This is a genomic window from Sodalis sp. RH21 (assembly GCF_047324175.1).
Lineage (GTDB): Bacteria > Pseudomonadota > Gammaproteobacteria > Enterobacterales > Enterobacteriaceae > Acerihabitans.
This window is the reverse complement of the sequence record NZ_CP178732.1, coordinates 649123-672646: the sequence shown is the minus strand read 5'-3', so window position 1 is coordinate 672646 and position 23524 is coordinate 649123. Positions and strand designations below refer to the sequence as shown.

At 56.1% G+C, this 23524-nt stretch carries 22 protein-coding genes and 1 other RNA gene; 10 read left to right on the top strand and 13 right to left on the bottom strand.

The window, feature by feature from the left end; genetic code table 11:
• Positions 1-52: 52 nt before the first annotated feature.
• Positions 53-634 carry a YecA family protein gene (locus tag ACL2XP_RS03140; RefSeq protein WP_413737118.1) on the bottom strand — a complete coding sequence of 194 codons (582 nt, stop codon included), beginning with the start codon at positions 632-634 and terminating at the stop codon, positions 53-55.
• A gap of 212 nt (positions 635-846) precedes the next feature.
• Between ACL2XP_RS03140 and zapA the strand changes: the two genes are divergently transcribed.
• From zapA to ACL2XP_RS03125, 3 genes are all read left to right on the top strand, one after another.
• Positions 847-1176: a cell division protein ZapA gene (gene zapA, locus ACL2XP_RS03135; protein ID WP_413737117.1), complete on the top strand. Its 330-nt coding sequence runs from the start codon at positions 847-849 to the stop codon at positions 1174-1176.
• 105 nt (positions 1177-1281) lie between these two features.
• Positions 1282-1465, top strand: a non-coding RNA gene (gene ssrS / locus ACL2XP_RS03130) — 6S RNA.
• 43 nt (positions 1466-1508) lie between these two features.
• Complete coding sequence (locus ACL2XP_RS03125) at positions 1509-2108, top strand: 5-formyltetrahydrofolate cyclo-ligase (RefSeq protein WP_413737116.1); 600 nt, start codon at positions 1509-1511, stop codon at positions 2106-2108.
• On the opposite strand, the gene ACL2XP_RS03120 is transcribed toward ACL2XP_RS03125, so the two are convergent.
• The 3 genes from ACL2XP_RS03120 to rpiA form a co-directional block, all read right to left on the bottom strand.
• The gene (locus ACL2XP_RS03120; RefSeq protein ID WP_413737115.1) at positions 2088-2270 is read right to left on the bottom strand and encodes a type II toxin-antitoxin system MqsA family antitoxin; all 183 of its coding nucleotides are present in this window, start codon (positions 2268-2270) and stop codon (positions 2088-2090) included. The two genes, ACL2XP_RS03125 and ACL2XP_RS03120, sit on opposite strands and share 21 nt — an antisense overlap.
• 128 nt (positions 2271-2398) lie before the next feature.
• Positions 2399-3631, bottom strand: a complete 1233-nt coding sequence (gene serA, locus ACL2XP_RS03115; protein WP_413737114.1) for a phosphoglycerate dehydrogenase — start codon at positions 3629-3631, stop codon at positions 2399-2401.
• A gap of 314 nt (positions 3632-3945) precedes the next feature.
• Positions 3946-4602 (bottom strand): ribose-5-phosphate isomerase RpiA, encoded by a 657-nt coding sequence (rpiA, locus tag ACL2XP_RS03110; protein ID WP_413737113.1) that lies wholly within the window; start codon positions 4600-4602, stop codon positions 3946-3948.
• 230 nt (positions 4603-4832) lie between these two features.
• Between rpiA and ACL2XP_RS03105 the strand changes: the two genes are divergently transcribed.
• From ACL2XP_RS03105 to ACL2XP_RS03095, 3 genes are all read left to right on the top strand, one after another.
• Positions 4833-5726 carry a LysR family transcriptional regulator ArgP gene (locus ACL2XP_RS03105; RefSeq protein WP_413737112.1) on the top strand — a complete coding sequence of 298 codons (894 nt, stop codon included), beginning with the start codon at positions 4833-4835 and terminating at the stop codon, positions 5724-5726.
• 210 nt (positions 5727-5936) lie between these two features.
• Positions 5937-6224 (top strand): toxin, encoded by a 288-nt coding sequence (locus ACL2XP_RS03100; protein WP_413737111.1) that lies wholly within the window; start codon positions 5937-5939, stop codon positions 6222-6224.
• Entirely contained in the window at positions 6221-6535 is a 315-nt protein-coding gene (locus ACL2XP_RS03095) for a helix-turn-helix domain-containing protein (RefSeq protein WP_413737110.1), read from the top strand. Before ACL2XP_RS03100 ends, ACL2XP_RS03095 begins: the two co-directional genes overlap by 4 nt.
• Before the next feature lie 81 nt (positions 6536-6616).
• Here the strand turns inward: ACL2XP_RS03095 and ACL2XP_RS03090 are convergent, their stop codons facing one another.
• The 6 genes from ACL2XP_RS03090 to tkt form a co-directional block, all read right to left on the bottom strand.
• Positions 6617-7342, bottom strand: coding sequence for an oxidative stress defense protein (locus tag ACL2XP_RS03090; RefSeq protein WP_413737109.1), 726 nt, complete (start codon positions 7340-7342; stop codon positions 6617-6619).
• A 192-nt stretch (positions 7343-7534) separates the two neighbouring features.
• Positions 7535-8167, bottom strand: coding sequence for a LysE family transporter (locus ACL2XP_RS03085; protein WP_413739067.1), 633 nt, complete (start codon positions 8165-8167; stop codon positions 7535-7537).
• Positions 8168-8404: 237 nt separating this feature from the next.
• Complete coding sequence (mscS, locus tag ACL2XP_RS03080; protein WP_413737108.1) at positions 8405-9313, bottom strand: small-conductance mechanosensitive channel MscS; 909 nt, start codon at positions 9311-9313, stop codon at positions 8405-8407.
• A gap of 202 nt (positions 9314-9515) precedes the next feature.
• On the bottom strand, positions 9516-10592 hold the full coding sequence (gene fbaA / locus ACL2XP_RS03075) for a class II fructose-bisphosphate aldolase (RefSeq protein ID WP_413737107.1): 1077 nt from the start codon (positions 10590-10592) through the stop codon (positions 9516-9518).
• Between the two features lie 117 nt (positions 10593-10709).
• Complete coding sequence (gene pgk, locus ACL2XP_RS03070) at positions 10710-11873, bottom strand: phosphoglycerate kinase (RefSeq protein ID WP_413737106.1); 1164 nt, start codon at positions 11871-11873, stop codon at positions 10710-10712.
• 806 nt (positions 11874-12679) lie between these two features.
• A complete protein-coding gene (tkt, locus tag ACL2XP_RS03065; RefSeq protein ID WP_413737105.1) occupies positions 12680-14674 on the bottom strand; it encodes a transketolase in 1995 nt (664 codons plus the stop codon).
• Positions 14675-14939: 265 nt separating this feature from the next.
• Between tkt and ACL2XP_RS03060 the strand changes: the two genes are divergently transcribed.
• Positions 14940-15695 carry a M48 family metallopeptidase gene (locus ACL2XP_RS03060; RefSeq protein ID WP_413737104.1) on the top strand — a complete coding sequence of 252 codons (756 nt, stop codon included), beginning with the start codon at positions 14940-14942 and terminating at the stop codon, positions 15693-15695.
• Positions 15696-15786: 91 nt separating this feature from the next.
• On the opposite strand, the gene speB is transcribed toward ACL2XP_RS03060, so the two are convergent.
• Together speB and speA are read right to left on the bottom strand one after the other, a co-directional pair.
• Positions 15787-16707, bottom strand: a complete 921-nt coding sequence (gene speB / locus ACL2XP_RS03055; protein WP_413737103.1) for an agmatinase — start codon at positions 16705-16707, stop codon at positions 15787-15789.
• A 13-nt stretch (positions 16708-16720) separates the two neighbouring features.
• The gene (gene speA / locus ACL2XP_RS03050) at positions 16721-18697 is read right to left on the bottom strand and encodes a biosynthetic arginine decarboxylase (RefSeq protein ID WP_413737102.1); all 1977 of its coding nucleotides are present in this window, start codon (positions 18695-18697) and stop codon (positions 16721-16723) included.
• An 843-nt stretch (positions 18698-19540) separates the two neighbouring features.
• On the opposite strand from speA, the gene metK reads away from it, so the two are divergent.
• The 3 genes from metK to ACL2XP_RS03035 all read left to right on the top strand — a co-directional run bounded on the left by metK (position 19541) and on the right by ACL2XP_RS03035 (position 23154).
• Positions 19541-20695 carry a methionine adenosyltransferase gene (metK, locus tag ACL2XP_RS03045; protein WP_413737101.1) on the top strand — a complete coding sequence of 385 codons (1155 nt, stop codon included), beginning with the start codon at positions 19541-19543 and terminating at the stop codon, positions 20693-20695.
• Between the two features lie 381 nt (positions 20696-21076).
• On the top strand, positions 21077-22489 hold the full coding sequence (locus ACL2XP_RS03040; protein WP_413737100.1) for a sugar porter family MFS transporter: 1413 nt from the start codon (positions 21077-21079) through the stop codon (positions 22487-22489).
• Positions 22490-22638: 149 nt separating this feature from the next.
• Positions 22639-23154 (top strand): SprT family zinc-dependent metalloprotease, encoded by a 516-nt coding sequence (locus tag ACL2XP_RS03035; RefSeq protein ID WP_413737099.1) that lies wholly within the window; start codon positions 22639-22641, stop codon positions 23152-23154.
• A gap of 98 nt (positions 23155-23252) precedes the next feature.
• On the opposite strand, the gene ACL2XP_RS03030 is transcribed toward ACL2XP_RS03035, so the two are convergent.
• Positions 23253-23522 carry an HPr family phosphocarrier protein gene (locus ACL2XP_RS03030; protein ID WP_413737098.1) on the bottom strand — a complete coding sequence of 90 codons (270 nt, stop codon included), beginning with the start codon at positions 23520-23522 and terminating at the stop codon, positions 23253-23255.
• Positions 23523-23524 lie beyond the last annotated feature (2 nt).

The window sequence follows — 23524 nt, the reverse complement described above, 5'->3', positions numbered from 1 at the left end:
TAACCGATCGTTCTGTGCGGCGCTGGTTGGTTTATCGCGCGCGGGCCGGCGCTCAGTGCAGCGTCGGCTTGGGTTTTTCCTGGGGCTCGGACTCGCCGGGATGGGTAAAACTGTTATGGCACAGGATGGCCGCCATCCGGACATATTCGCTGACTTCTTCCAGCGACTGCGCCAGTTCTTCCTGGTCTTCATCTTCGTCATAGCCTAGCCGGCCGATATTACGCAGGTCGTCAATGGCTTCCTTCAGCTCGCCCTTGACCTTATCAAGCTTGGGCTGCACCATGCCCAAGCCTAATAAAAAATGATTTACCCAACCCGCCAGCGCGTCCACCCGCTCAAACACCGTGGCGCGATCGTCGTCGGGCAGCAGCAGTTGGAACATAAATTCTTCGTCATCAAGGGAATGCGCGGTGGCTTCATGGAGCTGGCGCAGCGGTTCGGCCAGGGTTTGCGAAAACGCCAGGCCTTCGTTGGTCAACTCATGCACCAGCGTCTGCCAGCTATGGTCGTGGTTGCCCCCGCACAGCATGCCGCTGATTAGACCATGCATTTCCGCCGCGGTCAGCGCCACGGCCTGTTGATTGAGCATTTGGTTCAGGTTTTCATAGTCGGGAAAGGTATTTTGTATAGACATGCGCTTTCATCGTCGTTGGCAGGGTAAGTTCGTGTTATGCTACCACCAAGGTCCGTAGCTATACCAGAAAGGGCGAGCAAGTTCTGTTTCATAAGGATTCCCCGGTTTGATATGGCGCATGGATATAGAGTATAGTGGCGTCCGCTCTGCGCTCCCGTAATGGTGAAACGGGATTGGCAAGCGTCGGCGCGGTAACAAAGCAGGAAGGTGGTATGTCCGCACAACCGGTAGATATTCAAATTTTTGGCCGCACGTTAAGGGTGAATTGCCCGCCGGAACAACAAGATGCGTTGAACCTGGCGGCAGAAGATCTTAATCAGCGGTTGCAAGATCTAAAAGTTCGCACTAGAGTCACCAATACGGAACAGCTTGTTTTCATCGCGGCGCTGAACATTTGCCACGAGCTGGCGCAGGAAAGAGTCAAAACCCGTGATTATGCCGCCAACATGGAGCAACGTATCCGGTTATTGCAGCAGACGATTGAACAGGCGCTGGTAGAACAGGGCCGGATTTCTGAGCGTCCGGGCACGCAGTTCGAATAATTTTCATCGCTGAGCCAGGCTCGCGGTGACGCAGTACAGGTAGTGCGGCATCCCGATGAAACGACGATGCTGAATTACTGATGAATTACTGATAAAGAATACAAAATTTCTCTGAGATGTTCGCCAGCGGGCCCGTCCCCTGAGCCGATAATTTTTACCACAAGAATGTGGCGATCTATAACTGGTGCGCATGCTCGGTTCGTCCGAGAAGCCTTAAAGTTACAACGCTGCGTTCACCTTGAACCATGGGTTCAAGGGTTACAGCCTGCGGCGGCATCTCGGAGATCCACTTTACCAGCGCATGAACCGTGCGCAACTCGCCTGTCATCCCCATGAGCTTATCAACGGAAATCTCGCTACAGCGTCAGTCCATCCGCAACCATATCCGCACCCGCCGCCGCCAATTGACCGAACGGCAGCAGGCCGATGCCGCTGACTTACTGGTTAACCGGGCGCTGGCCGACCCGCGCATCGCGGCCGCCGACACCCTGGCGCTGTTCCTGTCGTTTGACGGCGAGCTTGATACCCGGCCGCTGATTGAAGCCCTGTGGCGGCGCAACAAGCGTATTTTTCTGCCGGTGCTGCATCCCTTCAGCCCCGGCCATCTGTTGTTTCAGCAGTATGCGGCCGACACGCCCTTGGTGCTCAACCGCCTGCATATCAGCGAACCGCGGCTGGACGTCACCCGCCTGCTGCCCCTGGCCCGCCTGGATATCATGTTTACCCCGCTGGTGGCCTTTGACGCCCGCGGCCAGCGGCTGGGCATGGGCGGCGGTTTTTATGACCGCACCCTGCGCCACTGGCGGCGTGATGGGGGCTTCTACCCCATCGGCCTGGCCCATGACTGCCAGCAGGTGGAGACCGTGCCGGTGGAACCCTGGGATATCCCGTTGCCGGAAATCGTCACGCCGTCACGACACTGGCGCTGGTAAGCCGGCCCGCGCGGCATCCTGGGTATTGATAATCATTTCCTGGCATGCCGGACAAAAGTCCCCTTCAACGCTAGGGATCAGGGTTGTTTTGCCTTTGTAGGTATGGAGCAAGTCGCGCACATCATGGATCATCCCTGCCGCAGCGCATAAGGGACATTTCATCTTCCATTTTTCTTCCCGACCTGAAGACTATAGCCTTTTAGGTTAAACGCATAGACGGATTCGTGGCCGCAAGCCATAAAAAAACCCGGCGCGATGGCCGGGATGTTTAGCGTGGAAACCGGTGACAATCAGTACAGCAAACGGGCGCGGATAGTGCCGGGAATGGCCTTCAGCAGTTGCAGCGCGGTATTTTCGGCGTCGGTTTCCACATCAATCACCACATAACCGATTTCCGGCGTGGTTTGCAGATACTGGGCGGCGATATTAATGCTTTGCTCGGCGAAGATCTGGTTGATGCGGGTCAGGATGCCGGGGCGGTTTTCATGGATATGCAGCAAGCGGCTGACCTGGTCGCCATGTTCCGGCAGCGAGACTTCCGGAAAATTCACCGCGGACAGGGTGGAGCCGTTATCAGAGTATTTGGCCAGTTTGCCCGCCACTTCCACGCCGATATTTTCCTGCGCTTCCTGCGTTGAACCGCCGATATGCGGCGTGAGGATCACATTATCGAACTCGCACAGCGGCGAGGTAAACGGATCGCTGTTGGACGCGGGCTCCTCGGGGAACACATCCACGCCTGCGCCGGCCAGATGTTTGCTGGCGAGCGCATCGCACAGCGCCGGGATATCCACCACCGTACCGCGCGCGGCGTTGATAAACAGCGCGCCGGGCTTCATCTGGGCAAATTCGGCCTTACCCATCATATTGCGGGTGGAGAGGGTATCGGGCACATGCAGGGTCACCACATCGCTCAGGTTGAGCAGCTCTTCCAGCGAATCTATCTGCTGGGCGTTGCCCAAAGGCAATTTGCTTTCGATATCATAGAAAAAGACCTGCATGCCCAGGCCTTCGGCCAGAATACCCAGCTGCGTGCCGATATGGCCGTAACCGATGATGCCCAGCTTCTTGCCGCGGGCTTCGTAGCTGCCCGCCGCCTGTTTGTTCCATTGCCCGCGGTGGGCTTTGGCATTGGCTTCGGGCACGCCGCGGATCATCAGCAGCATTTCGCCCAGTACCATTTCGGCCACGGATCGGGTATTGGAAAAAGGCGCATTGAAAACCGGGACGCCCCGTTTTAACGCGGCTTTAAGATCGACTTGGTTGGTACCGATACAGAAACAACCTACCGCGACCAATTTTTCCGCGGCGGCAAACACCTCTTCCGTCAGATTGGTACGGGAACGGATGCCGACAAAATGGGCATCGCGGATGGATGCTTTCAGCGATTCGGTATCCATTGCGCCTTTATGATACTCAATATTGGTATAACCGGCGCGTCTAAGGTTGTCCAACGCCGTTTGATGGACACCTTCAACCAGCAGAAACTTGATCTTATCTTTTTCCAGCGATACTTTTGCCATTTCCCGACCCTTTATGAAACTTCAGATGCGGCTGCAATACACAGCACCCGGACAAAATAACAAATATTGCCGCGGCGGCAATGGGGCAGATGAACCAAGGAACAGCATAAGACGCAGCCATAAGGGATTGCTATGGATAAATCTTCTGGCCCGGCGAGAAAGCGTCATATTTATGGCAGGCGCATGGCAAAAATGTGATATTTATCACTGAATTTCAAGAACGGAAATAAAAGATGCTATGTAAATAAAATTAACATCTGCCGCCGATAAACCCGCACCCGGCGGCAGAAAAGCGGTGCCGTATCCGGCGGCGATTATTCGACGACTTTTACGCCCTCGGCGGTGCCGATCAGCGCCACGTCCGCGCGGCGGCGGGCAAAGAGTCCGACGGTCACCACGCCGGGCAGGCTGTTGATTTTATCTTCCAGCGCCACCGCATCCAGGATGCGCAGATTACGCACATCAAGGATAATATTGCCGTTGTCGGTGACCACGCCCTGGCGATATTCCGGCAGGCCGCCCAGCTTCACCAGCTCGCGCGCCACATAGGACCGCGCCATGGGAATCACTTCCACCGGCAGCGGGAAATCGCCCAGGACGTCCACCTGCTTTGAGGCATCAACGATACAGATGAATTTGCGCGCCACCGCGGCGATGATTTTTTCGCGGGTCAGCGCCGCGCCGCCGCCTTTAATCATCTGCATCTGGCCGTTGATTTCATCGGCGCCGTCGACATAGATATCCAGCACATCGACGCTATTGAGATCCAGCAACGGAATTCCCAGGCTTTGCAGCTTGGCGGATGACGCATCCGAACTGGACACCGCCCCTTCGATTTGCTGCCTGATGCTGCCCAGGGCATCGATAAAATGCGCGGCGGTGGACCCGGTGCCCACGCCGACGATGGTGCCGGGCCGCACATATTTTAATGCCGACCAGCCAACCGCCTTTTTCAATTCATCTTGCGTCATGTTTTGTCTATGTCCCTGGAGTAATGAATTTGCCCATATTATAAAGCAATGCCAGCCCTCTTGGCGTGAATTTCGCCACAACCCAGGGCAAAAGGACCGTGCCGTAAAGCCGCGGTGAAATTTCCCATCCCCATGAGTGTAAAACTATGACATAACTGTGGCATAGTGAAAAAATGGTGCAAACACCGCGCAATCGGGATGCAAAAAGACAACGACGCAGGGGATAATCAATGAAACGCCCGGACTATCGAACGCTGCAGGCGCTCGACGCCGTGATACGTGAACGAGGTTTTGAACGTGCCGCGCAAAAATTATGTATAACGCAATCCGCGGTATCGCAGCGTATCAAGCAATTGGAAAACCTGTTCGGCCAACCGCTATTGGTGCGTACCATTCCCCCCCGCCCCACTGAGCAAGGCCAGAAATTGCTGGCGCTGTTGCACCAGGTGGAATTGCTGGAAGACGAGTGGCTGGGCACCGACAGCGGCAATGATACGCCGCTGCTGCTCTCGCTGGCGGTCAATGCCGATAGCCTGGCGACCTGGCTGCTGCCGGCGCTTAAACCGGTGCTGACCGATTCCCCTATCCGCCTTAACCTGCAGGTGGAAGACGAAACCCGCACCCAGGAGCGGCTCAGGCGCGGCGAAGTCGTGGGGGCGGTGAGTATCCAGCCCCAGCCGCTGCCCAGTTGCCTGGTGGACCAGCTTGGCGCGCTCGATTACCTGTTCGTGGCGTCCAAGCCCTTTGCCGATCGCTATTTTCCCCACGGGGTCACCCGCAGCGCGCTGCTGAAAGCGCCCGCGGTGGCATTCGATCATCTGGACGATATGCATCAGGCGTTTTTACAGCAGAATTTTGATTTACCGCCGGGCAGCGTGCCCTGCCATATCGTTAATTCATCGGAAGCTTTTGTGCAGCTGGCGCGCCAGGGCACCACCTGCTGCATGATCCCGCACCTGCAAATCGAACGGGAGCTGGACGCGGGGGAGTTGATCGATCTGACGCCGGGGCTTTACCAGCGGCGCATGCTGTTCTGGCACCGTTTCGCCCCGGAGAGCCGCATGATGCGCAAAGTGACCGACGCCCTGCTCTCACACGGCCGGCAAGTATTGCGCCAGGCCTGAGGGTATATCACCAACAACCACAGGCCCGCCCTGGATACCCGCATCCAGGCCGCCAGTTCCAATGGGCGTACCCCATATTTTTCTTAAAAAGATCTAGATTGGTCTATCCCCAACTTGGGGATAACGTATAACAAATTCAGGATGAATGGTGAGAGCATGGAAGCTATGTTCATTGAATAGCCGCCTTTTGAAAATTATCGTGCGAATTATTTGACTGATGAAGAATTTCGGCAATTTCAGCAGATGCTGCTGACGGACCCGGGATCGGGTGATGTCATTCAGCATACCGGTGGATTAAGGAAAGTCCGTTTTGCCGATGCGAGGCGTGGTAAAGGTAAACGTGGCGGGATTAGAGTGATTTATTATTGGTGGTTAGAACATTCTCATTTTTTATTATTTACTCTATATGATAAAGACGAAAAGGCCGATCTCACCCGACTACAACGGGATATGCTGCGCACCATGTGCGACATCCTTAAAAGAGGTAAGGCATTATGAGTGAGCGTAATATTTTTGATGAGCTGGTACAGGGGATGGAAGCGTGGAGCGGCCTGAACGCAGGCAAAACTACATTAAAAACTCACCGTGTCGCGCTGAATAAAAGCGTAAGCTTATCTCCGGCAGAGCTTAAAGCTGTAAGGGAAAAACTCAATCTTTCCCAGGCAGTCTTTGCTATGTACTTACATACCGGCGTCACTACATATCAAAACTGGGAACAAGGCAGAGCTAAACCTAATCAGCAGGCGGTATTGCTGATAAAAATAGTAGAGCAAAACCCCAGCGCTTTATGCGCGCTGGCTGCATTGTAATCCAGGCATTGCCTGCGGCGGGGTTATCGCTGAACGCTTGAAAAACGGCGCCCGGGGCGCCGTTGATTATTATTGAAGACGTTATGGCTGGCGCTGCAGCTCAAATACGACATCCACCTGATCGTCAAAGTGAATGGTTTGCTGCACATAGGTTTGGGCGGCATCGGTCTGCGACATGGCGTCGTTGGCTTTAAACATGCGCGCCACCGGCACCGGCTGGTAGTTGGCCACATGATAACGGATGCTGAAAATCGGCCCCAGGTCGGCCTTGAACCCCTGCGCCAGCGAACGGGCCTGCGCCGTGGCGTTTTCAATGGCTTTATTGCGGGCCTGATCGCGGAACGTGTCCGGATTGGCCACGCCCAATTCCACCGCCCGGATTTCATTTAGGCCGGATTTCAGGGCGCCGTCCAGCAATTCATTTAACTTATCAAGCTGGCGCAGCGTGACCTGCACCTGGCGGATGGCCCGATATCCCTTGAGCACCGACTCGCCGGTTTTCAGAAAGTCGTACTCCGGCTGGGTGCGCAAATTGGCGGCATCGATATCTTTATTTTCGATACCGTTCTTATTCAGGAAATCAAAGTATTGCGCCACCCGGGTATCCACCTGTTTTTTCGCATCGGCGGCGTCCTTCGACGATATCGCCACTTCGATGGTCAGGGTGGCGATATCCGGCGTAGCTTCAACGCTTGAGGTGCCCGATGTGATCACATGCGGCCCATTGGGCAGCTCGGCGGCCTGCGCCTGCGTGGTCAGCAATCCCAAGCCCACTACGGCGGTTAACAGTAATGCTTTGGCCTTCATGTTGTCTCCTGTGCGGCAAAATATCATGCAAATTGGTTTAAGCACTTCATATCATTACGGGTTTTCATATAAAAACAACGCAATTTGCGCTTATTTACCGTTACGTCGTTATCCGGTGCCAGCATAGGCGTTGCCGTGAAGTTAACCTATAGGGAAAGTTCTCAATATCATGATTACACCGCCGATGCCGTATCAAAGCGGCGCGCCGGCGAACATATGCCAGGCCTGGCGCGCCAGCTGTAGCGCCACCAGCCACATCACCACCCCCACGAACAGCTGAATCACCCGCTGCACCCGTCCCTGGTTCAGCCAGGGGGCCAAACGGGACGACAGCATGGCCAGGCCGTAAAACCAGACCAGCGATGCCCCCATAGTGCCGATGGCGAACCAGCGCCGCGCCGCCGGCTCCAACTGCCCGCCAATGCTGCCCAATACCACCAGCGTATCCAAATAGACGTGGGGATTGAGCCAGGTTACCGCCAGCATGGTAATAATCACCCGCCGCCGCGTGGGATGCAGGGCCCCGGCGGGACTGGCGCCAGCGCCGCCGCCGCGCCAGGCATTGCGCAACGCGCTAAAACCATACACCGCCAAAAAGGCGACGCCCGCCAGGGTAACGCACTGCAATAGCACCGGCGAGCGCGTCAGCAACGCGCTGCTGCCAAATACCCCCACCATAATCAGCAGGATATCGCTCAACAGGCAAAGGGTGGCGATCAGCACATGATATTGCCGCCGGATGCCCTGATTCATCACCAATACATTTTGCGGCCCCAGCGGGACGATAGTCGCCATGCCCAAGGCAAAACCCTGCATAAAAATCATCCACACGCTGCGTACCCACCTCTTGTTGCACAAAACCATCGTTGCAGAAAGTCAGGCAAGTATAATCAGAAGCCGATATCAGTTGAAACACAATAAACTAATCTTGCATTAGTAATTCTAATAATCAATATCCTGCAATGCTGGCTGCGGCCGATAAAAAAACCCGTCGCCAGGACGGGCTGGGATTGATACGGGCTACAGGACCGGCATGATGGCTTGCCCCCATACGCCAGGGGATCAGGAGGGCTGCTGCGGCGCAGGGACCTGCTGCCCTTCGTCCCGCGCGGCCTCGGATTGGGGTTTCGGCGTGCGGTACAAATGCACATCCATCTGCGGGTAAGGAATGCCGATCTGATGTTCGTCCAGCACCCGCTTAAAATTCTCCAGCAAATCGAAAGTTGCGTTTTGCAGGGCGTCGCGGGGAACCCAGGCGCGCACCATAAAATCCAGCGAGGAGGCGCCCAGGGCATTGAGCCGCACGGTAATGCCCTTGTCCTGCAGCACCCTGCTGTCCGCCGCGATGATATCGGTAAGCAATTTTTTGACTTGTTCGATATCGGCGTCATAGCTGACGCTTACGATCAAATCGATCAGGCGGTTGGGTTCGCGGGAAAAATTGGTGATGTTGCCCGACAGGATTTTGCCGTTGGGCACCACGATCATTTTGCCGTCGAACGTACGCAGCGTGGTGGAGAAGATTTGCACCACCAGCACCGTCCCGGCGGTCCCGGCAAAATCCACATATTCGCCGGCGCGGAAATGGCGGAACGTCACCAGCAGAACGCCGGCGGCAAAATTGGATAACGAGCCCTGCAACGCCAAACCCACGGCCAGGCCGGCGGCGCCGATAACCGCAATCACCGACGCGGTCTGCACGCCGATGCGCCCCAGGGCGGCAATGATCGTAAAAATAATAATCGCGTAACGTACGATCGCCGACAGGAAGTCCGCCACGGTAATATCGATATGGCGCGCTTTCATGATTTTATTCAGGGTACCCGAAATCGCCCGGGCAACCAGCATACCGATGATCAGAATAATAACAGCAGCAACGATATTGACCGCGTAGTGGACCAGCAGTTGCTGATTATTGACCAGCCAACTGCCCGCATCATTGATTTTATCGACGACGTTGAGATCTTCCATTTAGATCATCCCTCTCTGGTGTATGGCAAAAAAACCAGCCGGTCAAAGCTGCCGGCAAGGTCGCAACCATTTAAGGGTAACCAATAATCGTTTTTCCTGCCAACTCTGAAAGAGAAAACGGGCAGGAAAAATCCGAGATTTCATTATGTTAAAGGCCTCCAAAGAGGAGGCCTTTTGTCAAGCCGGGTTAACGCGGCGAAAATTACAGCACGTCGATCGCATTGAGCTCGTGGAATGCCAGTTCCAGGCGGGTAGCCATGGAAACCTGGCCGGCACGCAGCCAGGCACGCGGGTCGTAGTATTTTTTGTTCGGTTTGTCGTCGCCTTCCGGGTTACCCAATTGGGTTTCCAGATAGCCGGCGTTTTTGTGGTAATACTTCAGGATACCTTCCCAAGTTGCCCATTGGGTATCGGTATCGATGTTCATTTTCACAACGCCGTAGCCGACCGCTTCTTTGATTTCTTCCGGAGTCGAGCCTGAACCGCCGTGGAACACCAGGTTCAGGGAATTAGCCGGGAGGCCGAATTTCTCGGAAACAAATTTCTGAGAGTTATCAAGGATTTTCGGAGTCAGTTTTACGTTACCCGGTTTGTAGACGCCGTGCACATTACCAAACGCGGCGGCAATAGTGAAACGCGGGCTGATGGCGTTGAGTTTTTCGTAAGCGTATGCCACGTCTTCCGGCTGGGTGTACAGGGAAGAGTTATCCAGATGGCTGTTATCCACCCCGTCTTCTTCACCGCCGGTACAGCCCAGTTCGATTTCCAGGGTCATATTCAGCTTGGCCATACGGGTCAGATACTTGCTGCTGATTTCGATATTTTCTTCCAGGGATTGCTCCGACAGGTCGATCATATGCGAAGAGAACAGCGGTTTACCGGTGGCGGCGAAATGTTTTTCACCGGCGTCCAGCAGGCCGTCAAGCCATGGCAGCAGTTTTTTGGCGCAATGGTCGGTATGCAGGATAACCGGCACGCCGTAATGTTCAGCTATATGGTGCACGTGCAGCGCACCGGCGATGGCGCCCAGTACGGAACCGGTCTGGCCTTCGGCTTTCAGGCCTTTGCCCGCGATAAATGCCGCGCCGCCGTTGGAGAACTGGATGATAATCGGCGCGCGAACTTTCGCGGCGGCTTCCAGAGCGGCATTGATGGAGTCGGTACCTACGCAGTTAACGGCAGGCAGAGCAAAGTGGTTTTCTTTCGCCACGGCAAATACTTTCTGTACGTCGTCACCGGTGATGACGCCTGGTTTTACAAAATCGAAAATCTTAGACATATTGCTTTGTCCTGTTTTGTAGGCCATTGATGGAGAGTAATCAAATACCGTTGCCCTAGCCTGCATTCGCAACGATGTTTGCGGGCGCCGATCCAGCGCGCCCTGCTCGCTAATAAGTTACTGTTTGGCGCGCTCTTCAAGCATAACCACGGCCGGCAGTTTTTTGCCTTCCACGAATTCCAGGAAAGCACCGCCGCCGGTGGAGATATAGGAAATCTTATCGGCAATGCCAAACAGGTCGATTGCAGCCAGGGTATCGCCGCCGCCGGCAATGGAGAAGGCTTCGCTGTTGGCGATGGCGTTGGCGACGATTTCGGTGCCTTTACGGAAATTGGGGAATTCGAATACGCCCACCGGGCCGTTCCACAAAATGGTCTTGGCTTTCAACAGAATATCGGCCAATTTCTGCGCGGATACGTCGCCCAAATCCAGTACCTGTTCGTCATCTTTGATGTCGCTGGCGGATTTCAGGGTGGCGGCCGCGGTTTCAGAAAACTCCGTCGCCACGCGCACATCGGTGGGAACCGGGATATCACAGATGCCCAATAGACGTTTGGCTTCCGGAATCAAATCGGCTTCATACAGGGATTTGCCCACGTTGTGGCCCTGGGCCGCGATAAAGGTATTGGCGATGCCGCCGCCGACAATCAGCTGATCGGCAATTTTAGACAGCGAATCCAGTACGGTCAGTTTGGTGGAAACCTTGGAACCGCCGACAATGGCCACCATCGGGCGCGCCGGATTACCCAGGGCTTTACCCAGAGCGTCAAGTTCGTTGAACAGCAGCGGACCGGCACAGGCGACCGGCGCGAATTTGCCGACGCCGTGGGTGGAGGCCTGGGCGCGGTGAGCGGTACCGAAGGCGTCCATGACATAGATGTCGCACAGGGCGGCATAACGTTTGGCCAGGGTTTCGTCGTCTTTCTTTTCGCCTTTATTAAAGCGTACGTTTTCCAATACCACCAGTTCACCCGGCGCGATTTCCAGGCCGTCCAGATAGTCTTTTTCCAGGCGGACCGGTGAAGAAAGGTGTTCTTTCAGATAATTAACTACCGGCAGCAAGGAGAACTCTTCGTTGTACTCGCCTTCGGTCGGACGGCCAAGATGGGATGTCACCATGACGCTCGCGCCTTGCTTCAATGCGGCTTCAATAGTGGGCAGGGAAGCACGGATACGTGCGTCGGACGTTACTTTGCCGTCTTTTATCGGAACGTTCAGATCCGAACGGATAAGCACTCGTTTACCAGCCAGATCCAGATCGGTCATCTTAATTACAGCCATGGTGAACCCTCTTGTTGATTCTCGTAAAATTGCCTGAACGACGGGTGGGCGACGCGCCGCCCGCCGGCCTAGAAGCCGTTTTCGTCCTTTGCCATCGTAGCTAACCGCGCCGCCGATGGGAGAGGCTCTATTCCTACCATATTCACCGCCGCGGCAGCGTTGCCCGTCGTGCTCATCGGGCCTGCGTTGGTCCGCCGTCCGCTCAAGGCGGTGCCGAAGGTGGCAAATAACGGTATTAACTTATGATCATTCTATACAGTCAACTATATCACGAAATGCATCCCATGCCGCTTTTTGCTATCGCCCCCAGGGGACGCCGTTACCCGCAGGCCGGGCCGCAATCAGGCTAAATGCCACGTCAATTGTGCTGTTAATGGTACCATGACACGACTTGCGCAAGCTGTAACAGCATAGGTCATAAGCGTTGCCAACGGTATCCGAAATACGGCGGCATGGAGAGTGGCGGGTATCGTGAAGGGCAAGCTTCTTTGCCGGTCAAAGGCGCCCGCCGGCGACATAAAAGCGGGCCCATATTGCGGTTACCTTGCGTCACGCGCCGCTGCGGCCGATGCCATGCCGGCGGTAATATCCTGGGCGGATAATTCTTTTTCCGACCGACTGAAACGGTTCAGCTAGAATAATCAAAAAATTGACTCAGAGGAATAATTTTGCTGATTTTGTGATGCAGGTCCGCTTAAGAGGCAAAAACAGGCGTTTTTTTGAGCATTTGCTCAAAAAGATGCTTAAAATAAAACGCCCCTGAAGTCATCGGGGGCGTTTCGTTTCACGGTGCGTCTTGGGTTACTTTACGCCAGCAAGCTGCGCGCCTTGTCCAGCACGTTGCCCACGGTAAAGCCAAACAGTTCAAACAGCTGTTCCGCCGGGGCCGATTCGCCGAAGCGGGTCATGCCGACGACGGCGCCGTCAAGGCCCACATATTTATACCAGTAGTCGGCGATACCCGCTTCCACCGCCAGCCGCGCGCTTACCGCCCTGGGCAATACCCCCTCCCGGTAGGCCGCGTCCTGCAAATCGAACACCTCCGGCGACGGCAGCGACACCACCCGCACCCGCCGGCCTTCGCCGCTCAGCTGCTGCCAGGCCGCCACCGCCAGCGCCACTTCCGAGCCGGTGGCGATAATCAGCAGCTCCGGCCGGCCGTCGCAGTCCTTGAGCACATACCCCCCGCGGGCCACGTCCGCCAATTGCTGCGGCGTGCGCTCCTGCTGCGCCAGGTTCTGGCGCGAGAATACCAGCGTGCTCGGCCCGGTAGCGTGCTCTATCGCCTGCTGCCAGGCCACCGCCGATTCCACCTGGTCACACGGGCGCCAGGTGCGCATGTTCGGCGTCAGCCGCAGGCTGGCCAGTTGCTCCACCGGCTGGTGCGTCGGACCGTCTTCCCCCAGGCCGATGGAGTCGTGGGTATACACATAGATGGAGCGGATTTTCATCAGCGCCGCCATGCGCGCCGCGTTGCGCGCGTACTCCACGAACATCAGGAACGTGGCGGTATAGGGCACGAAGCCCCCGTGCACCGCAATGCCGTTGGCGATGGCGGTCATGCCGAACTCGCGCACCCCGTAATGGATATAGTTGCCCGCCGGATTATCCCCCAGCGACACCGAGCCGGCCCACTGCGTCAGGTTGCTCGGCGCCAGGTCGGCGGAGCCCCCCAGCAGCTCCGGCAGGGACGGGCCGAAGGCGTCCAGCGCGTTTTGCGACGCCTTGCGGCTGGCGATATTCGCCGGGTTGGCCTGCAGCCGGTCGATATAGGCCTGGCTTTGCCGCCGCCAGTCCGCCGGCAGCCGGCCGGCGGTGCGGCGGGTAAATTCCGCCGCCAGGTCCGGGAACGCGGTTTCATAGGCGGCGAATTTCCGGCTCCAGGCCGCTTCGCGCTCGGCCCCGGCCCGTTTGGCGTCCCAGGCGTCATACACGTCCTGCGGGATGACGAACGGCGGTTCGTTCCAGCCCAGCTGTAGGCGGGTGGCGGCCACTTCCGCCTCGCCCAGCGGCGCGCCGTGCGCCTCGTGGGAGCCGGCTTTATGCGGCGAGCCAAAACCGATAATCGTTTTACACATCAGCAGCGACGGCCGGTCGGTCACCCGGCGCGCCTCTTCGATGGCCGCCTGGATAGCGGCGCTGTCGTGGCCGTCCACGTGGCGCACCACGTGCCAGCCGTAGGCTTCAAAGCGCCCGGCGGTGTCGTCGCTGAACCAGCCTTCCACGTGGCCGTCGATGGAGATGCCGTTATCATCGTAAAACGCCGTCAGCTTGCCCAGCTTCATGGTGCCGGCCAGGGAGCAGACTTCGTGGGAGATGCCTTCCATCATGCAGCCGTCGCCCATAAACACATAGGTATGGTGGTCGACAATCTCATGGCCGGGACGGTTGAACTGCGCCGCCAGGGTGCGCTCGGCGATAGCCATGCCCACCGCGTTGGCGATGCCCTGGCCCAGCGGGCCGGTGGTGGTTTCCACGCCGTCGGTATAGCCGTACTCCGGATGGCCCGGGGTTTTGGAATGCAGCTGGCGGAAGTTTTTCAGCTCGGCCATCGGCAGGTTATAGCCGGTGAGATGCAGCAGGCTGTAAAGCAGCATCGAGCCGTGGCCGTTGGACAGGACAAAGCGGTCGCGGTCGGCCCATTTCGGGTTGGCCGGATTATGGTTAAGGTAATCGCGCCACAGCACTTCGGCGATATCCGCCATGCCCATGGGGGCGCCGGGATGGCCGGATTTGGCTTTTTGCACTGCGTCCATGCTTAAGGCGCGGATGGCGTTCGCCAGCACTTTTCGGGATGTCATGAATTACTCCGTTGCGGATTGAATATTGTCTCGTTGACCAAGCATTATAAAATCAATCACTTAACTTTAGAGACTATGAGAAAATATCGATAAATGTAACCCAAAACGAGCCCGATTGTATATGCAGGAATCCGCAATAAATAGGTGATAATCATCTGCTTGTGCTTGAATATGATATACATCGGAAAAAGGAGAAATTCTTATATAAAGTTTGCAACGCGCTTCACGAACATCCGTTTAAAAATACAAAAAGGATAAATAAAAAATGAAATCTTATTCTACCTTCTGGTGCGGACTATTAGCGGTGGGCCTATTAACCGGCTGCGAAAATCTCGATCAAAATGCCTTGATGCAATCCGGCGGCCAGGCATTCACGGCGGCCACCCTGAGCGATAGCCAGGTAAAAGCCCTGAGCGCGGACTCCTGCGTGCAAATGGATAAAGAAGCCAAAATCGCCCCCGCCGATAGCCCATATACCAAACGGCTCAATACCGTGGCCGCCGCCCTGGGGGATAATATCGCCGGCACGCCGGCGGATTATAAAGTGTACCTGACCAGCGATGTCAACGCCTGGGCCATGGCCAACGGCTGTATCCGCGTCTATAGCGGCCTGATGGATATGATGACGGATAACGAAGTGGAGGCTGTGATCGGCCATGAGATGGGCCACGTCGCCCTGGGGCACAGCCGTAAAGCGATGCAGCTCGCATATGCCACCACCGCGGCGCGTACCGCGGCATCGTCGGTGGGCGGCGTCACCGCCGCCTTATCGCAATCTCAGCTGGGCGAACTGGGGCAGTCGCTGATTAGCGCGCAATTTTCCCAGCGCCAGGAAAGCGAAGCGGATGACTATTCGTTTGATCTGCTGAAAAAACGCGGCATCGATCCACAAGGCCTGGTCACGGGTTTCGAGAAACTGGCCGGCCAGGAAAAAGGCCGCTCAAGCAGTATGTTTGATTCCCACCCGGCTTCGGAAGCCCGGGCCCAGCATATTCGCGATCGCATCGCGGCGGGCAAATAACGGCGCAGGCGGCAATATCCTCCGCAACATGCAAAAGCCCATGGGAACATGGGCTTTTGTGCTGATGAACGATCGGGGCTAAGCCGCGGCGTCAGAGCGTTTTTTTGGCAGCCTGGATATACAGCATTTCCAGCGCCAGGGTCGCCGCGGCCAGCGCGGTGATTTGGGCATTATCGTAGGCCGGCGCCACTTCCACCAGATCCATGCCGACAATATTCAGCGATTGCAAGCCGCGCACCAATTTCAGCGCCCGGTCGGTAGTCAAACCACCGATCACCGGGGTGCCGGTACCCGGCGCGGCGGACGGGTCCAGGCAGTCAATATCAAAGGTCAGGTAAACCGGCATATCGCCGACGATCTGTTTCACCTGGGCCAGAATATCGTCCACGCCGCGATCGTTTACCTGCGCCGCGTCCAGCACCGTAAAGCCATTATCCCGATCGTATTCGGTACGGATGCCGATCTGTACGGAACGGGTGGGATCGATCAGCCCTTCGTTAGGCGCGTGATAGAACATGGTGCCGTGGTCGAATTTACTGCCGTTGCTGTAGGTATCGGTATGGGCATCGAAATGCACCAGCGCCATCTTGCCGAAATGCTTGGCATGGGCGCGCAGCAGCGGCAGGGTGACGTAATGATCGCCGCCAAAAGAGAGCAGCCGCTTACCCGCGGCCAGCAGGCGCTCCGCATGGGCTTGCAGCTTATCGCTCAGATCCTGCGCGTCGCCGAAATCAAACACCACGTCGCCGCAATCCACCACCTTTAAACGCTGGCGGACGTCGAAATCCCAGGGCCAGCGGCACCCTTCCCAGGCCAGGTTGGTGGAAACCTGGCGGATGGCCCCCGGGCCATGGCGGCTGCCGGAGCGGCCGGAAGTGGCCATATCAAAGGGAATGCCGGTAATGACCCAGTCGGCATCGCTGTCGTAGGGGTTGAATTCCAGGGGCAAACGCAAAAAGCCAAAGGCGTTCGAAACCAGGGAGTTATCATATTGATGACCCAGGGTGCTCATATTCTTTCCTTACTTATTCATCTTCAAGATAAGTGTAACCGTACAAGCCGGCTTCGAACTCTTCCAGGAACTCGGATTGCAGCGCGCTATCCAGATCGGTCTCTTTCACCTGATCGCGGAAACGGGTCAGCAGCACGGCCGGGTCCAACTGCACATATTGCAGCATATCGGCCACCGAATCCCCTTCGTCGGATTCATTGAGTTCCACGCTGCCGTCTTTAAAGACAAAAACATCCACCGCGGCGGTATCGCCGAACAGGTTATGCATATTGCCGAGGATTTCCTGATAGGCGCCCACCATGAAAAATCCCAGCAGCGGCGGATTATCCACATCATAAGGAGGCATCGGCATGGTGGTGGCAATACCGTCGCCGTCAATATAATGATCGATGGTGCCGTCGGAATCGCAGGTGATATCGAGCAGCACGGCGCGGCCTTCAGGCGGCTTGTCCAGCCCTTCCAGCGGCAGCACCGGGAACAGTTGATCGATGCCCCAGGCATCCGGCATCGACTGGAACAGCGAGAAATTGACGTAAAGCTTGTCCGCCATGCGCTCTTGCAATTCGTCGATAATCGGCCGATGCGCGCGGTTGCTCGGGTCGAGCTGCGTCTGGATCATGCGGCAAATATTCAGGTAGAGCTGCTCGGCCCAGGCGCGCTGCGTCAGATCCAGCATGCCGTGGGTATATTGGGTATGGACATCGTGCAGATCCATCTGGCTGTCGTGCAGCCATTCACGCAGGGAGCGCCGGTTTCTCGGCTCCTGCATCTCCTGCCAGGTCTGCCACATGCTTTCCAGGGCGCGCGGCGCGTCCTCCGCCGGCGGCAGGGGCTCGCTGAATTCATTGCGCTCCACGCCGATCACGTTGGACACCAGCACCGTATGGTGGGCGGTCACGGCGCGGCCGGACTCCGTGATCACGGTAGGATGCGGCAACCCGTATTCGTTGCAGGCGTCGCCAATCCCCCAAATCACATTATTGGCATACTCATTCAGGCCGTAATTGGCGGAGCAGTCGGACTGGGACCGGGTGCCTTCATAATCCACCCCCAGCCCGCCGCCGACGTCGAAACATTCGATGTTGACGCCCAAGCGGTGCAGTTCCACATAAAAACGCGCCGACTCGCGCACGCCGGAGGCGATATCGCGGATATTGGACAATTGGGAACCCAAATGGAAATGCAGCAGTTGCAGGCTTTCCAGGCGGCCTTTGCTGCGCAGCAGCTCAACCAACTGCAATACTTGCACCGCCGCCAGGCCGAATTTGGACTTTTCGCCGCCGCTTGACTGCCATTTGCCGGAGCCCTGGGAGGCCAGGCGGGCGCGCACGCCGAGCCGGGGCACCACATTCAGGCGTTCGGCCTCTTCCAGCACCAGCTTGATTTCGGTGAGCTTTTCGATCACCAGATAGACTTTATGGCCCAGCTTTTCGCCGATCAGCGCCAGGCGGATATATTCGCGGTCTTTGTAGCCGTTGCAGACAATCACCGTGCGCGTCATGCCGGCATGGGCCAGCACCGCCATCAGTTCAGCTTTGGAACCGGCTTCCAGCCCCAGCGGTTCGCCGGAATTAACCAGCGACTCAATGACCCGGCGATGCTGGTTTACCTTAATGGGATAGACCAGGAAATAGCCGCCCTGGTAGCCGAACGACTCGCGGGCGCGCTTAAAGGCGCCATTAATGGAGCGCAGCCGGTGTTGCAGGATCTGCGGAAAACAGAACAGCGCCGGCAGCCGCTGGCCGTCGTTTTGCCGTTCTTTGACCAGTTCGGCCAAATCCACCCGCGCCTCGGGGAAATCCGGATCGGGACATACGCTGATATGGCCTAATTCGTTGACGTCGAAGTAGTTGTTACCCCAGTAGGCGACATTATAGGTACGCATCATTTTGCTGGCATCACTGTCATTCATGGCTACCTCCTGCATGGATCGCAAATTTTCATGGGGCCCGGCCCGGTACGGCCCTTGGTGTTTTTGATCATCAGACATGATGTTATTTTCTCCCACGGATCGCGTTGATGATCGCGTTCACCGTTTTTACAGCGTAGAAACCACCGTCGGTGGCATGGTTATGCTTGCGCGCGCAGCCCGCCAACGGCAATAAACGCCGCCGGACGCTATAGGCATCCGGTACATCAATACAGTAATTGTAAAACACCTTGATGAACTCCGTGAGACGGGATGGGGAATACCCATGAAAATGGGCCGCATGAAAGGCCTCTAGGCCCTGGTTCAGTTCCCGGCGGTGATTAACCGGCCATGGATTCCCTGGCCCCGCCCTGATGTCGGCAATATCGGCAATATCGGCCGGAAGCTAAGGGGAACGCAGCAGAAGTATAGTATGCCGGATATGCCGGACAAGGGAGGATGCGATCGGAGACGATCGAAGCGTTGCGAATCATTAACTGTGCCACCTCCCAGTCATACCGGCGCTTGGCATGCTATGCCGGGCCGGGGCAAAAAAAAGTTACCGGATGTAAATGGAAGACATTCACATCTGCGCGGTTCGTGCGCGCGAATTTATACAGCCAACGCTGATAAAAAGCAAAAAATAAATTAACTATGCATACTTTATCGGCGCCATACGGCCGGCGCAAAGGCTTTTAGGGCGAAAAAATTGCTGGTAATTTTGCCGGGGGGTGTCCTAGAATAGCCATCCAGAAGTTAATCCATCTAAACATGATAGTTTAACTGTTTTACTGCTAACTAACGACGTTATCCGCGGGACGTTGCAGGACGCGTAACGCCATCGTCAGAAAATCGCTTTTCTCTGATGGCTTGACCCAGCGCTACGCAGTCATTTCTAACCCGTATTTTAAGGTAAAGAGACCGATGGCTAAACACCTATTTACGTCCGAATCCGTTTCAGAAGGACATCCTGATAAAATCGCGGATCAGATTTCCGACGCCGTGCTTGATGCGATCCTGGCACAAGATCCCAAGGCGCGCGTGGCCTGCGAAACATTTGTAAAAACCGGTATGGTGCTGGTCGGCGGTGAAATCACCACCAGCGCCTGGGTGGACATTGAAGAGCTGACGCGCAGCACCATCCGCGAAATCGGCTATATCAATTCGGATATGGGTTTCGACGCCAATTCGTGCGCCGTGCTCAGCGCCATCGGCAAACAGTCTCCCGATATCAACCAGGGCGTCGATCGCAGCGACCCGCTGGAACAGGGCGCCGGCGACCAGGGCCTGATGTTCGGTTACGCCACCAACGAGACCGAAGTGCTGATGCCCGCGCCGATTACCTATGCCCACCGCCTCGTGGCGCGGCAGTCGCAGGTGCGTAAAAGCGGCACCCTGCCCTGGCTGCGTCCGGATGCCAAAAGCCAGATCACCTTTGCTTATGATAACGACAAAATCGTCGGTATCGACGCGGTAGTGCTTTCCACCCAGCATTCCGAAGACGTGTCGCTGCGCGATCTGCAAGAAGCGGTCATGGAAGAGATCATCAAGCCGGTACTGCCCGCCGAATGGCTCACGTCGACCACTAAATATTTCATCAATCCCACCGGCCGGTTTGTCATCGGCGGCCCCATGGGCGACTGCGGCCTGACCGGACGTAAAATTATCGTCGATACCTACGGCGGCATGGCCCGTCACGGCGGCGGCGCGTTTTCCGGCAAGGACCCGTCAAAGGTCGACCGCTCCGCCGCTTACGCCGCCCGTTACGTGGCGAAGAACATCGTGGCCGCAGGACTGGCGGACCGCTGCGAAATTCAGGTGTCCTACGCCATCGGCGTGGCGGAACCCACGTCCATCACCATTGAAACCTTCGGCACGGGTAAAGTTTCCACCGAAAAGCTGGCGCAATTGGTGCGTGAATTTTTCGATCTGCGCCCTTACGGCCTCATCACCATGCTGGACTTGCTGCAGCCCATCTACCGTGAAACGGCGGCCTACGGCCACTTCGGCCGCGAGCATTTCCCTTGGGAAAAAACCGATAAAGCCGAACTGCTGCGCGACGCCGCCGGTTTGAAGTAAGTCGTCCCACCAAAAAATTTTATTCGGCTACACTAATAAACGGTGATCGTTAAGATCGCCGTTTTTTTTGACTGGCCCTGAAAACGATTACAGATAAATATATTGATAATTATCATAATGTTAACTATTACAAAAAGTAATAAATAACCTTATCACCGCTTCGTTTTCAGCCATCAGTGAACTATCCCGCTGCTTCATCACGCCCGCGTAATCGAATACATGATTTTAGCTGGATTACCCGTGACCGTATGGACGTAAATGCTGGAAAAGCGGCATAAGCGTGTGTAAGCGATTACATCATTGTGATCCAGAGCACACTTTTCCTTCATGCGTTTACTTAACATGCTCGATTAATAATTTTGCATTTATTAGGGAGGTACCATGAGTACTGCCAATTTGAGTACTGCCACACATAAGTCAGGCAGCTCCAATGCTCGCATCACTTTTTTTGTTTGTTTCATGGCCGCCCTTGCCGGCCTGCTATTTGGCTTGGATATTGGCGTAATCGCCGGGGCGCTGCCGTTCCTGGCCGATGATTTCCAGATCACCGCTCATCAACAGGAGTGGGTGGTCAGTTCAATGATGTTTGGCGCCGCGGTTGGCGCGGTGGGTGCGGGCTGGCTTTCGGCCAAGCTCGGACGTAAATATAGCCTGCTGATCGGCGCAACGCTGTTTGTCATCGGTTCGTTATGCTCCGCGTTTGCCCCCAATGTGGAATTCCTGGTAGTGGCCAGGGTTATCCTGGGTCTGGCCGTAGGCGTCGCTTCTTATACCGCGCCGTTGTATCTGTCGGAAATCGCGCCGGAAAAAATTCGCGGCAGCATGATCTCCATGTATCAGTTAATGATCACCATCGGCATCCTGGCGGCCTACCTGTCGGATACCGGCTTTAGCTATAGCGGCTCGTGGCGCTGGATGCTGGGCATCATCACCATTCCGGCGGTATTGCTGTTTATCGGCGTACTGTTCCTGCCCGGCAGCCCGCGCTGGCTGGCGGCTAAAGGTCGGTATGTCGAAGCGCAGAAAGTGTTGAATATGCTGCGCGATACCTCCGAGCAAGCCAAAAAAGAACTGGATGAAATCCGTGAAAGCCTGAAAATCAAGCAAAGCGGCTGGGCGCTGTTTACCAGCAATAGCAATTTCCGCCGCGCGGTCTATCTGGGGGTATTGTTGCAGGTCATGCAGCAGTTCACCGGTATGAACGTGATTATGTACTATGCGCCGAAAATTTTCGGCATCGCCGGGTTCTCAAGCACTTCCGATCAAATGTGGGGGACGGTGATTGTCGGCCTGGTCAACGTGCTGGCCACCTTTATCGCTATCGGCCTAGTCGATCGCTGGGGCCGTAAACCGACCCTGAAACTGGGCTTCCTGGTGATGGCGGTGGGCATGGGCGTCCTGGGCGCCTTGCTGCACCTGGGCGTTGAAACCGTGTTTATGAAATACTTCGCCATCATTATGCTGATGATGTTTATCGTTGGTTTTGCGATGAGCGCCGGCCCGCTGATTTGGGTGCTGTGTTCCGAAATCCAGCCGCTGAAAGGCCGCGATTTTGGTATCACCGTCTCTACGGCTACCAACTGGATCGCCAACATGATCGTCGGCGCCACCTTCCTGACCATGCTGGATAAACTGGGGAACGCCAACACGTTCTGGGTCTACGGCGCGCTGAACGTCCTGTTTATTATCCTGACGCTCTGGCTGATTCCGGAAACCAAGAATATTTCCCTGGAACACATCGAGCGTAACCTGATGACCGGCAAACGCCTGCGTGACATCGGCGACAAAAATTAATCAGCCGCCGGCGTTATAGCCGATTGCCGATTCGCTGAACAAAGCGCTATTCCTGAACGGGAATAGCGCTTTTTTTCGTGCCGCCCGGGCGAAAGTTCTTGCCCCGGCGCGACTTGCATCTGCGCGGCCCGCCGGTTAATCTTGCCGTTATGAAACCGACCCGCATCCCTATCGCCCTTCATCAGGCCATTATGCAGTGTTTGCGCGCTAAACTGCGCGCGGCCGAAGCGCATTTCCATTGCCCTTTTCCCGAACCGGCGATCGCCTATAAGCAGCGTGGCACCTCGGCGGGCACCGCCTGGCTCGATCAATGGGAAATCCGGCTGAACCCGGTGCTCTTGCTGGCCAACCAGGAAACCTTTATCGATGAGGTGATCCCCCACGAACTGGCGCATTTATTGGTATACCGCCAGTTCGGCCGCGTAGCGCCCCACGGCAAGGAGTGGCGCTGGATGATGACCCACGTGCTGCATACGGAACCCCGCCGCACCCATGATTTCGACTTGGCCACCATACGCACCCACACCTACCGCTATCTCTGTTCATGCCAAACCCATGATTTGACGGTCCGCCGCCATAATCGCATCCTGCGCGGCGAGGCCCAGTACCGCTGCCGCCACTGCGGCGACATTTTACGCTACGAGCAAGCTACCGCGAAGTCGTAATGCCCACCGGCAGCCTTGCTGCACGGAAAATAGCAAACCTGCGCTACGGCAGGTTTGTTGGCGGGTCGGCAATCAAATCAACTTAAAGGCTGGAATAGCTATTCGTCTTCACCGAAACCACGGGCAAATTCCGTTTTAAGTTCATCCATAAACTCATGCTCATCCTGACCGTCGCACAGCAAATCAATCGTGGTATTTCCTTTCACGCCGGCGCCTAATATACTCATCATCCCTTTAATCGGGATTTCCTTCCCGTTGTTTATCAGGATAAGTGATGAATTATATTTTTTTACCATCTTGGCTAAACAAGCAGCCGGCCGGGCATGTAACCCCGTACTGTTTATGACTTTTACGCTTTGCCTGATCATAC